Annotated in this window: 9 protein-coding genes and 1 pseudogene; 1 reads left to right on the forward strand and 9 read right to left on the reverse strand. The window is 42.0% G+C overall.

The genetic code is table 11. The annotated features are described in order from the left end of the window. From QD47_RS21045 to QD47_RS21055, 3 genes are all read right to left on the reverse strand, one after another. Positions 1-420 carry a PTS sugar transporter subunit IIA gene (locus QD47_RS21045; protein WP_025723237.1) on the reverse strand — a complete coding sequence of 140 codons (420 nt, stop codon included), beginning with the start codon at positions 418-420 and terminating at the stop codon, positions 1-3. A gap of 200 nt (positions 421-620) precedes the next feature. After that, positions 621-3,401: a sigma-54-dependent transcriptional regulator gene (locus tag QD47_RS21050; protein WP_044647967.1), complete on the reverse strand. Its 2,781-nt coding sequence runs from the start codon at positions 3,399-3,401 to the stop codon at positions 621-623. Between the two features lie 49 nt (positions 3,402-3,450). Then, positions 3,451-4,272, reverse strand: a complete 822-nt coding sequence (locus QD47_RS21055) for a Cof-type HAD-IIB family hydrolase (protein WP_044647968.1) — start codon at positions 4,270-4,272, stop codon at positions 3,451-3,453. Positions 4,273-4,549: 277 nt separating this feature from the next. On the opposite strand from QD47_RS21055, the gene rpoN reads away from it, so the two are divergent. After that, on the forward strand, positions 4,550-5,932 hold the full coding sequence (gene rpoN, locus QD47_RS21060) for an RNA polymerase factor sigma-54 (RefSeq protein WP_044647969.1): 1,383 nt from the start codon (positions 4,550-4,552) through the stop codon (positions 5,930-5,932). A 473-nt stretch (positions 5,933-6,405) separates the two neighbouring features. On the opposite strand, the gene QD47_RS21065 is transcribed toward rpoN, so the two are convergent. The 6 genes and pseudogenes from QD47_RS21065 to QD47_RS21090 all read right to left on the reverse strand — a co-directional run. Continuing rightward, positions 6,406-7,374 carry a LacI family DNA-binding transcriptional regulator gene (locus QD47_RS21065; protein WP_044647970.1) on the reverse strand — a complete coding sequence of 323 codons (969 nt, stop codon included), beginning with the start codon at positions 7,372-7,374 and terminating at the stop codon, positions 6,406-6,408. 278 nt (positions 7,375-7,652) lie between these two features. Next, a complete protein-coding gene (locus QD47_RS21070) occupies positions 7,653-7,841 on the reverse strand; it encodes a hypothetical protein (RefSeq protein WP_044647971.1) in 189 nt (62 codons plus the stop codon). A gap of 366 nt (positions 7,842-8,207) precedes the next feature. Further along, on the reverse strand, positions 8,208-8,858 hold the full coding sequence (locus QD47_RS21075) for an FMN-dependent NADH-azoreductase (RefSeq protein ID WP_044647972.1): 651 nt from the start codon (positions 8,856-8,858) through the stop codon (positions 8,208-8,210). Between the two features lie 443 nt (positions 8,859-9,301). Continuing rightward, positions 9,302-9,733 (reverse strand): RrF2 family transcriptional regulator, encoded by a 432-nt coding sequence (locus QD47_RS21080; protein ID WP_044647973.1) that lies wholly within the window; start codon positions 9,731-9,733, stop codon positions 9,302-9,304. A gap of 491 nt (positions 9,734-10,224) precedes the next feature. Then, positions 10,225-11,022 (reverse strand): DDE-type integrase/transposase/recombinase, encoded by a 798-nt coding sequence (locus tag QD47_RS21085; RefSeq protein ID WP_082067262.1) that lies wholly within the window; start codon positions 11,020-11,022, stop codon positions 10,225-10,227. A gap of 143 nt (positions 11,023-11,165) precedes the next feature. Beyond that, positions 11,166-11,361 (reverse strand): annotated as a pseudogene (locus tag QD47_RS21090) (tRNA-binding protein); the annotation flags it as partial.

Below are 11,361 nucleotides of genomic sequence, written 5' to 3' on the forward strand. Positions count from 1 at the left end.
CTATAATTCCTCCTCTGATTGGCTGTTTCGAATGGCACGAAAAGACATCATGGAATCGTGCCCCGCATGGATCGCTAGATTTACCAAATTCTCCACTTGTTCAATCCCTCTGTTTGCAAGAAGGTCAACGATCATTGGCAGGTTGACTCCTGTCACAATATCCATTTTTTCATGGTTAACCGCAATTCGGCTTGCAGCATTATAAGGACTGCCGCCGAATAGATCAACAAGGAAGATAACACCGTCCGTCCAATCCAGCGATGCCAACGCAGCCTTATATTTCTCTACAAGTCCGCTGACACTTTCACCTGGTTCAAACGTAACACCTGCCACATTATCCAATTGGCCGAAAACCATTTCCGTTGACCTCAGTATTTCTTCAGAAAATTTCCCATGTGTCCCAACAATTACACCGATCATCTGTCTCACCCCCTTTGTTTCTCTCCACATATATCTATAATGCAAGTTCTGTGCCAAACATCTGTATAGATCAAAGGAAATTTTGTAAACAACAAAAAACCCCCGTTGCGTCGGAGGTTTTTTCCAGTCTGAACAGATCATTATTTATCAATCCTCGCTGCTTTCATACACATATGAAAGCGTTTTATACTCTTTGGCCATTACTGTGGAATAAAGTTATATACTTCGCTCAACATTTCGCAAATATAATATTTTTCGTCATCAGAAAGTATAAGATTCATACCAGAAACAAATATGCTGCATGAACGGTTTACCACCTCGAATATGCGCTGGTCGAGCTGTTTCACTTCCCCCTGATAAACAAGTCCATCGCGAATAACCATGCGTTCCAGCGCATAAGCTGTGTGAGTAGAAATTTGGACTTTTGTTGCATAATCAAAATTGACTTCCAATCCAAGTTCCAGCTCTTGCACAAATCTCATCACCATTCCCAGAATTTTGTGGGGATTCAAATAAGTCATAAATTCTTTCAGACTTTCCTCGCATAACTCCCTGACGACTACGCTTTGATCCACAGCAGGGATCTGTTTGTTATTCAGCAGTAGCTCTCTCAATGTCTGCTCACCGCTTGCTTCAATCAGCTTTTCCAAGGGAATAAACGGGATTTCCGGCTCGCTTGGCCGTTTTACTCCAATCACGGCAAGAATTGTTCGCTTAGACCGCATATCCTGGACCACTTTATCCAACTCCCTTACGTTTGCCGGGACAACCAGTATTTTCTCATCTGTCAAATCGCAGACAATTTTCTCCACAAACTCTTTCAATTTGACCGCTGCACCCTTGCCGGAGGAGCAAACCGTCACAATTGCCTTATGAACTACTTGCACTGCGGCGCTGCTATTGTTATATCCCCTGAAATCCTTTAGCGATTGGTATATCTCCTCTATCCCCATGTCAAAAACACTGGCCTTTCGGACAGCCTCCAGCGTGAGCGGAGTTGAAACCATATCAATGGTCTTTACATTGATTCCAACACGTTCCATAATAGTTTCTTCAAGATTGAGCAAAGAGCCCATATCAACCAGCAGCAGCACGCCTCTACCACGGTCAATCCTCTTTACTTTATCGATAATAAGCTCCAAAATTTCCCTAGGACTGACATCGAGAGGCATATCAACAGCGCAAAGATTAGAACTGCCCAGCAAGCTGTCTACGACGCCGACGATGCTGCTCGCTGTACTGGTGCCGTGTGCTGCCACAATAATTCCCACACTACCCTGTCGTTCCTCCTCAACAGATTTCAGAAGAATCGCCATATAAGTTATTTCGGCCTCCGGTACATGTACACCGAACTTAGACTCGATCAAACTTTTGATAGTCTGGGCCAGTCTGTACTCTTCATCATGGTCATTCATCGGTTCATAGATTCGTGCATCACCGTATTTTTTCTCTCTGGTGCGCTTGAAAAAGGCGCTTAAATGAAGACTGAAAGCATACACGAATCTCTCGCTGTAAATTCGGTTTAGTTCTTTTTTGGCCATTTCCTTAATCTGCTCGGAGAATTCAAGGATGTCTTTGTCCACAATTTTCAGAATTCGTTCCCTGCTCCCCTTGGTGTTATAAAAACGGTTATAAAAGCTTTTAATATGGATATTGACATCCGTAGCAATAAATCTGTGGATGTAGACGTCGTCGAGCCCTTCTTCCTTCAGCATGCCAATCTTGTCTTCAATTAGTTTGTAAAGGTTAAACGGCAGCTCGGAAACAACCTCTTCATCCAAAGCTTTTCTTCCTTCTGGAGTAATGTATAGGCACGAGGAAATACATCCCATTTCCTTCATCTTATATTGCGTTTTATCAATATTAAACAAACCATCTCGGATATTTCCCGGCAGGTTTTTAAAATCAAGTCCTATTTCTTCTTTGTTTTCATGTATGCTGTTTAAAAACCCTTTAGCGCATACCAGCTGGATGTTCGACTTTAACTGGCCGATATTGCCGTAGGTGACGCTGCCGATCAGTGCTCTTACTACCTCTGGTTCAATCCTAATCGGCTTGTTTACCCTATTGGCCTCGTTAGCAAACAAATGCTTCAAAATCAGCATTTGCTCCTCAATAGCACGTTCCTGAAGGGAAGGGATATTGATCGTGATGGGTATGCGCCTAATGAAGGTTTTCAGCATGGATGATCCGGGATCCTCCGTCGTAGCTCCAATCAATAACACACTCGCGTCTCTTTTTCGATCCGTTTCGCCCAATTTGTTATAAGTGTGAGTATCCATGAAATAGAAAATCATTTCCTGGCCTTCCGGGGGTAAACGGTGAATCTCATCCAAAAACAGGATGCCTCCGTCAGCTTTCTCCACCAGCCCTGCTTTTTCATGATCAGCGCCTGTAAACGCCCCTTTAACGTGACCAAAGATGTGGGAAAGTAGCAAGTGGGGGTTATTGAAATAATCAGCGCAGTTAAAAACGATAAATGGCGCATGCTCTGAAAACCGCTTCATATACTTGCCATAATGGTACATCAACCTGGCAAACATAGTTTTTCCAACACCAGTCTGCCCGACTATCAGTGTATGCAGACCTCTAGGAGGATACAGAATCGCTGCCTTCCCCTGCTCAACCTGGTTACGCATGCTGCCCCTGAAACCGATCAAGGCATGGAACGGATCGACCTGTTCGTCAGGCAGCAATACCTCTTTGATGCTTTTGACCTCAATTTGTTTCTCTTTCAGCCGAACCCGAAAGGTGTCCTCGATAATCTGCTTGTGCAGAAACCTGACCGGTCTTCCTTTGATTTTAAGGATTAGATCGTCACGCAGCAGATTATTCAACTCTTTGCTCACATTGTTTCTCAGCATCTTTTGATCATCAGCAATTTCCGCAACCGTAATCCCTTTCCCCCCAAGTAAAGCCTCTTTGGAAATTTTCTTGGTGCTTTCGGCAATATACTCTAAAATCTTATCTATTCGTTTCATCTGTATTCCTCCAGCCAGAATCAGTCATTGGAAATTGATTTCAACCTGCTTATTTAGGGAACAGAATATTGTTTTTCAGCGCATAAGCTACTCCATCCTCGTCATTCGAAAGAGTAACGGTGTTGGCAACAGCTTTGACCTCAAGGGGAGCATTTTCCATGGCAATGCCAAGTCCCGCAAAGGCCAGCATGTCCATATCATTGTAGTTGTCACCAATAGCCAGACAATCGCTTTGTTTCAGTTGGTACTCTTTTAGCAGAATTTGAATGGCTGCGGTTTTGGAAGCCTTTTTTGACATGATTTCCAGATAAGTAGGCTTGGATAAGTAGAGATTTACTTCTTCACCGTATACGGGTCGCAATACTTGAAGGACGCGGTTGATCTCTTCGGGATCACCCATGCACAAAATTTTACTGGTTCCATCAGTCTCTTCCCTCCAACCATTGGTAAGCTTAGAAAAACTATAAATGCGAGGCTCGATATTGGTGATGTCACGTTCTTGAAGCGCCCATGCATCCAATTGCTCAATATACCACTCATCATCCTTATACAGGCTTACATGAAGATCATATGCAGCCAGGCTGTCAAGCAAACGCTGTGTCATTTTCGTATCTATATAACGGGTGTTCAGCTTGTTCCCGTGCCTATCTATAACAAGTGCCCCACTGTAGCATATGAGAGGCTCAGAAATACCAAGATGCTTCTGCAATGGAATAATTGCTTTTGGCATTCGCGCAGAGACAAGAACCACTGGAATCTGCTTATCATTTATAACCTGGAGAATGGTTTCTTTGGTTGCTTCCGTGATTTGATGCGCCGAGTTAAGCAGCGTCCCGTCAATGTCAATGCAGACAATTTTATAAGTTTCCATAAATGATTCCTCCAACCCCAGTGTAATTTTGTTATTCAATGAATGAATATACAAGAAAGATAGTGTATATAACCAAAAATGCAACACACATAATAACTGTTACTCATTACTACAAGCTTTGGCCTTGTGTATGAATCGTTTCTTATCAGAGAAAATTACTCGGTAACGTTAACATCTAGGCAGGAGAATTGCATAGGCTTAGAGAAGTAGATCTTTCATAAATGACAGACTGTGAAGTTGTACCGGAAATGTACGGGAAAGGAGTTTGAATAAGTCAATGATACGATATGGATTACAACAGGAACAAGGATTCAAGCTGGTTATGACGCCCGAATTGCGACAAGCAATCACGATCTTGCAATATTCTTCGGCTGATTTAATATCCTATCTGCATGAACAGGCGAACGATAATCCAGTCATTGATTTGCCGGAGTTTAATATGTCCATAGGCAGTATCAAAGAAGAAGCAGAGCGGTTTTCACAGAAAGATCGAGGTGAGCTGCTTGAACATTATCGTGGCGGAGAAAAATATCCATCGGTCCAGCGTGCAAACCCCGTTACTTTTCTGGATTTTGTTGCCAATCCAAATGATACCCTGTTTGAACATCTGAACAGGCAGCTTGGACTGGTAAGTGGGCTTACAAATTCACAGCGTATGGTGGCATGGTACCTCATTGGCAATTTGAACGAAATGGGATATTTAGAACTTGATGTTCCAACAGTCGCATCACTATTGGACGTTCCCTTAGCCGAAATTGAGGATATGCTCTTGGTGATACAGAGTTTTGATCCACCGGGGATCGCCTCTTACAGCTTGGAAGAGTGTCTTCTTCTCCAGCTCCAGCTTGCTGGCATGGATGATGAATGCATAGTCAGAATGGTGAGCAACCATCTGGCCGATCTGGCGAACAATCGGATACAAAAAATTGCGGATGCTCTTGAAATTGGTAGGCGAGAGGTTATACAGATGGCCGATCGAATTCGCAAGCTAAATCCATGCCCGGGCGCAGCATTTGCTCATAAAGAGCAGCAATACATCATAGCAGATATAACGGTCGAAAAAGCCAACGGTGAATATCTTGTCCTGATTAATGACATTAGTGCGTCGCGGGTTGAGATCAACCCTTTTTACCGACAAATGATGCAGGATCTACCGAATAGTGAAACCAAACGTTTTATCCATGAGAAGATGAATACGGCAAAATGGCTGATCAATAGCCTGAAGCAACGTCGGCTGACCCTTCTACGGGTTGCCAAGGCCATTGTGGAAAAGCAGCAGGATTTTTTTGAGCATGGCGTGTATTTCCTCAAACCAATCACCCAAAAGGAGATTGCCGAAAAGACGGGCTTACACGAATCCACGGTCAGCAGGGCGGTCAGTAATAAATTTATACAGACGCCTCGCGGATTGTTCGAACTCAAATTCTTCTTCACTTCCTCCTTGACGTCAGCGGACGGAGAAGCTGCTTCATCGGAGAGTGCAAAAAAGCGGATTAAAAAGTTGATAGATGATGAGGACAAGCGAAAGCCGTTATCGGATCAGGCTATTACCACCCTGCTGGGAAAGGAAGGTCTGTATCTATCACGCAGAACCGTGGCGAAATATCGGGAAGAACTGAGATATCTTTCTTCTGCCAAAAGAAAAAAGTTTGAAGTTTAAATGTCTAAGGGCAGCGCTCACATATCGAAAAAAATTATAGGCAGCCAATCTTTTGGTGCTCATTTCGGCCGCCTTCCTCTTTTAATCAGTTTAAACGTACCTTAAAAAGCCGGGCGCTCTCTTTCACAGATAGTGGTTCGATTGGGAGTTCCCATAACCATGTTCTTGGCAGCGGTCTGCTCCGCTCCGCTGTTCACTCCTTTGAAATCAGGCTGGAATGTTGGTGTTCATTTCATCCAGCGATAGCAAAAACAGATACAGTTAATAGTCGCGTTTGATCCGGTTCCATATTTTTCGATTTGGCTTGATCCAGAATGATCCGACTCGCTAGTTCTTGAATTCACCATTACACCCCCTTTCTTGAACTAGGATGTTTTCACTTTTGAAACGTTTCCAATTTGCTGTAAGAAAAACGTCAGTCATTAGATCCATACTATGAATCGACCGAATGAGCTGATATTTTTACAATAAAATCATGTAGTTTCGCCTTGCTTGAAGACAACGGGGAGACGATACACTTGCTGATCTAAAGTTTCACCTTCGATTTTCTTATAAAGCAGTCTGATTGTCATACGTGCCATCTCCTCCACTGGCTGCCTGATTGTAGACAATATCGGATGAAAATAAGGATGATCCTGAATGCCGTCGTAGCCGATAACCTTTACATCTTTTGGAACACGAATACCCTGCCTACCTGCTCTTTCTATATATTTGGCGGCAAACATATCGGTAATAGCGAAAATGCCGTCCACATCCTGATGCTTAGATAGAAATTCGCCAAAATAGGCTTCGTCGTCCACAATAGGATCTGGTTTCTCGTATACAACATAGTCTACACCTAATTTTTTCGCCTCATCAATGAAACCTTTTCTTCGATTCATGGTTTCACTAAAAACGGAAGTTACACTTCCCATAAAAGCCGGTTTCTGGGCCCCTGCTTTAACAAGTTCCCTCAAAGCTAGACGGCCTCCCTCATAATTATCTGAGGTCACACAAGTGATTTTTTTGTTGAAATGTCTGTCAATACTTACAATCGGAATGTCATTGCTTACGCTATTTTCTATATCATTGTAAGTAATGCCGACAATACCAGCCACTTTGTTTTGCCGTAGCATATCCAGATAATACAGTTCCTTTTCGGGCTTGCCGCCGCTATTACATAACATGAGCTTAAAGCCTTCCCGATCCAACTCGTCCTCAATGTAATAAGCCAGTTCAGAAAAAAAAGGATGCCAGATACTTGGAAGCAGCAAGGCTACCATCTTGGATTTCCTCATCTTGAAATTTCGAGCGACTTCATTAGGAAAATAATTCAGTTCTTGTATAGCTTCCTCCACTTTTCTGCGTGTATCTGGTTTTACAGAGCCCGAGTTGTTAATAACTCGGGATACAGTTCCTACAGCTACGCCAGCTAAGTTAGCTACATCTTTAATACTTGGCATCTCACTCCCCCTATCTCTCTTTATGAAAATTATAATAACACTAAGATGGAAACGTTTCAATTTTTTTGAGAGAACGGCTAAAATCTGTATCAATTTTTTGTTCCGGAAATATGTCTACGCTTGCTCAAGCGTTCTCTCCAGTACATCCGTCAGAAAAATGATTTGCTCCTCGATCTTGCCCTTTTCATGCCAACCCTGCATATGAATTTTGTGCCTCCAGCTTCAATAACACTTATTCATATTTTCAGATTATTCATCAATGGAAAGTGTTTTTGTTGTTACTTTATTTTTTCGACAAACGTTTTACAATTGGTTGAGGGGTCTTGGTATGTGGCGTTCTTTTCGTGTTCTATCGTTCCGTAAGTAAGCGTGCAGCCGTATAAACGTTCATGACCACAAATGCCCACGGCCTTTATAAAAGCTTCTTTATCTTCCCTGCCGGGCTGAAGCGCCAGCGCGGATTCCATTAGATATACGTCCTTGTCCTCTACATCTGTTCATATTCATCTCTATCCTTCTTGTTTTAGTGGTTAATCCCAAATTTCCTCCGAAAGACACGAATAGCATTATTAAAAGTTACGTGCCCACCGTTTCTTTAGTTCCATTTGCCAATTTACCGAAGAGATCACGTTAAATTTGTAAAGGCAGCCGATAACCGGCTGCCTTTACGTTTAAAGAATGTTTGCAAAATTATAATTCTTATTTTCTAGAATAGGCTTGCAGTTTTGCGTACATAGGCCTTACAAGAGCACATTTCTCAAGTGCTTGCCGTATCAACATCTGCCCAATAGAGCCGCTGGCACCAAACAGGTGAAGCCCTCCTGGAAAGTGTCTTAGAACGTTGATGCTACTTTGGCCACTTCTTGAAGTCCTTCTTTTACAATCACTTCTGCACGATCCTTGTACTGATTATGTCCTTCAATAATAACATCGGTAGTTTGAATTCCGAAAAGGCCAAGATTCATCTTCACTGGTTTAACCGCTGATTCGAAGGACGCCATCGGCTCTATGGAGTACATTCCTCCACGTGCGCTTAGCAATGCGACTTTTTTATCACCGGCAAGACCAACAGGACCTTCAGCAGTAAATTTAAATGTTTTGCCAACCTGGGAGATATGAGCGATGTAGTTGACCAACGGTGCAGGTGCCATGGTGTTCCAGAGTGGAAAGGCAATGACTACTTTATCTGCGGCAAGGAATTGATCCAGATAACGATTGGACGTTGTTGTGGCTTCCAACTCTTCTGCCGTAAGTTCATAACCTTGACTTAATTTATAGATGCCTGTGATCACAGTATCCCCATAAGTAGGAAGGTTCTCTACGAACAAGTCAAGTTCAGTAATTACATCAGAAGAATGGGTATCTTTATAAGTCTTGAGAAAAGTCTCATACATCTGAACACTTACTGCTTGATCTGCTGGACGATCATTCGCTTTAATAAAAAGTACATTGGACATAGTAATTTCTCCCTTATAGTAAGATATTTATCTCAGTCCATTTCATATTGTGCCTTTTTTAAGCACATTTAAAACTTTTAAATGCAACTTTGATAAGCACATTATAATTCATTTATTCCTTAATCTCAAGTTTTATTTCTGTACGAATGTTAGGTTACAAAATATGCTTTCTTCTGAATACAACAATAGACGACTAACTATGATCGATGAAGAGGTATACTTTTAATCACTTTTCTTACAACTAGGGTTTTAAAAAGCTCTATACATTAGTTACAAGTATGCGCAATTGGGGGGATGAGCGATCAGTGTACTGTTATAACAAAATCCAGCAAGAAAATAAAAAGTCGCTAATATGGCGACATCTTATAACTTTTAACCACTAAGGTAGCATCATTGGTTAAAGCTTTTGAGATGCATCTTTGAATCAGCACATTATAAATTTCGGCTTAGTCTTTTTCAATTTTCACCAATTAAAAGAAATCTATACGGTTAGCGACATCATCGATTGTAAACTGACTTAAATATTTTATAGTGTGCTGTTCAGTTTCATACAGAATTTTTTCCAATTCAAGATCAAGCTGTTTAGCGGCATCTCCACAATCGATATCAAAATCAGATTCTGATATATCCGTATTTACTGCATAATAAATATCACCTAAAGTAATTAGACCGGGAGCTTTTCGTAAAATGTAGCCCCCCTCACGTCCACCTTTTGACTCCACGATACCTGCAATGGTTAAAGACTGCATGACTCTTCTCATGAATGTAGCATGCGATTTAACTTGACTCGCAATCATTGCACTAGATAAAACGCTGTTACTTTTTGCTAGCCATACGACAGAATGAACGGCTATTTTAAAACGGGGAGGACCAATGTGGATTCCACGATTTGCTGTACTCATATGAACACACCTTTTCTCTGTTTAGTTATTATTGGTTATTTAAACTGAATTGGAACTGATAATAAGCTTTAAATATTCTCAATTCGTTCTGCTAAAGAATATATTCCTTCATTAACGCACCAGTCGAGTATAACACCTCTAATCTATATTAGCAGGTACGAGACGTGCTCACACTAAAATCAATGAAAATTCCTGATCTCTCCTACTGGTCCGGCGGGATGGAGAAAACCACATAAGCACGCAAGCACGCAATGTTACAAACCATCCAGCGAACGATATAAACAGGCCCAAATTTATGAATCAGGATGAACCCCAGCACAGCGGGCCAGTTAGTCTGGCCGGGAAAGGTTTTTCTCAACCCTCGGAAAGGTACAAAATCCATTCAGAGTCCCAGCCCCGCCAATAACAGCGGTAAATAGACAAAAACTATGATCCAGGCATTTAGCTTAAAGGTCCCCTTAATGTGTTAACTCCGCTAATGATTAGGAATCCTAATACAACCAAGGAATACGTAGTTCTCGGATTAACCCCCTAAGTTTGGACACTAACTCTCTCTTGCTCATCGAGACTTCGTTTTTGAAATTATACACGAACTTCTCGGATCGGAATCGGTTTTGTCTGGTTTTTCTCATAAAACTGAGACGGCGACAAATCGCGAATGCTGGAATGAATTCAGTGACGGCTTCATAAGCTTCGCTGTACGTTTCAAAGTCGTAGCGAGCTAAGCATTCATCCTGCAATAACCTATGAAAAGATTCAATATGTGCGTTCATATTCGGTGTTCGTGGAGGAATGCGTTCATGCTCCACTCCAAAGCTTTCACAGGCAGCTTCAAACCCATGAGAAATAAACTGAGGGCCATTGTCTGAACGAATCACAGATTTGGTTTGCGCCTTAAATAATTGTCTCTTAAACAAGGCCGTTTGTAGCGTTCGGATCACATCGTTGGCCTCGCACCGCAATCCTATGTGGTAAGCGACCACAGAACGGTCGTAAACATCGAGGCAAGACTGAATGAAGAAGAATCGGTCTTCTCCTGCAATATAACCGTACTTAATGTCCGTCTCAAACAGTTGGTTCGAATTCGTAATGATCCGATTTCCTGCCAGTTTCCGTGGGTAAGACGAGTTCACTTTTCGCTGTGGTCGCAGGATGTTCAGTTCTCTGAACAATCGGTAAACCTTCTTTTTGTTAATGATTAGGCCATAATCTCGGCGTAAAGCGACGGTTAATTTTCGGTATCCATACGCATTGCCGTCTGCAGAAACCAGCTCCATAATCCGTTCCATAATCTGAGCATCCGGTACTTTTACGCCGTCCGAACGCAGCGAATATCCTGGCTTTTGTCATTAAACTATATTTATCATTCGAAGGTTCGTGCCTTGCCTTTTGTAAAGTTGTATTTTTACACTGATTAAACAAGAACGATGTATCACCCAATAGGTGTTCCATCAGGTAGATTAATATCTGGTTTCAATAGAACCACATCCCCCTTTTCGGGTATTCCTCCAAGGACTAATACCTCTGAATTAAAGCCTGCTATCCGTCGAGGAGGAAAGTTGACTACACCTATTATTTGTTCTCCTATAATATCTTCAGCCACATATCTTTTTGTAATTTGTGCACTT

The organism is Paenibacillus terrae, from assembly GCF_000943545.1.
GTDB lineage: Bacteria > Bacillota > Bacilli > Paenibacillales > Paenibacillaceae > Paenibacillus > Paenibacillus terrae_A.

What these genes read in the sequence shown, in the direction of transcription:
- QD47_RS21085 (WP_082067262.1), bottom strand. Translation starts at nt 11,022, where the DNA reads ATGGAACGGATTATGGAGCTGGTTTCTGCAGACGGCAATGCGTATGGA.
- QD47_RS21065 (WP_044647970.1), bottom strand. Translation starts at nt 7,374, where the DNA reads ATGCCAAGTATTAAAGATGTAGCTAACTTAGCTGGCGTAGCTGTAGGA.
- QD47_RS21050 (WP_044647967.1), bottom strand. Translation starts at nt 3,401, where the DNA reads ATGAAACGAATAGATAAGATTTTAGAGTATATTGCCGAAAGCACCAAG.
- QD47_RS21080 (WP_044647973.1), bottom strand. Translation starts at nt 9,733, where the DNA reads ATGAGTACAGCAAATCGTGGAATCCACATTGGTCCTCCCCGTTTTAAA.
- rpoN (WP_044647969.1), top strand. Translation starts at nt 4,550, where the DNA reads ATGATACGATATGGATTACAACAGGAACAAGGATTCAAGCTGGTTATG.
- QD47_RS21055 (WP_044647968.1), bottom strand. Translation starts at nt 4,272, where the DNA reads ATGGAAACTTATAAAATTGTCTGCATTGACATTGACGGGACGCTGCTT.
- QD47_RS21045 (WP_025723237.1), bottom strand. Translation starts at nt 420, where the DNA reads ATGATCGGTGTAATTGTTGGGACACATGGGAAATTTTCTGAAGAAATA.
- QD47_RS21070 (WP_044647971.1), bottom strand. Translation starts at nt 7,841, where the DNA reads ATGGAATCCGCGCTGGCGCTTCAGCCCGGCAGGGAAGATAAAGAAGCT.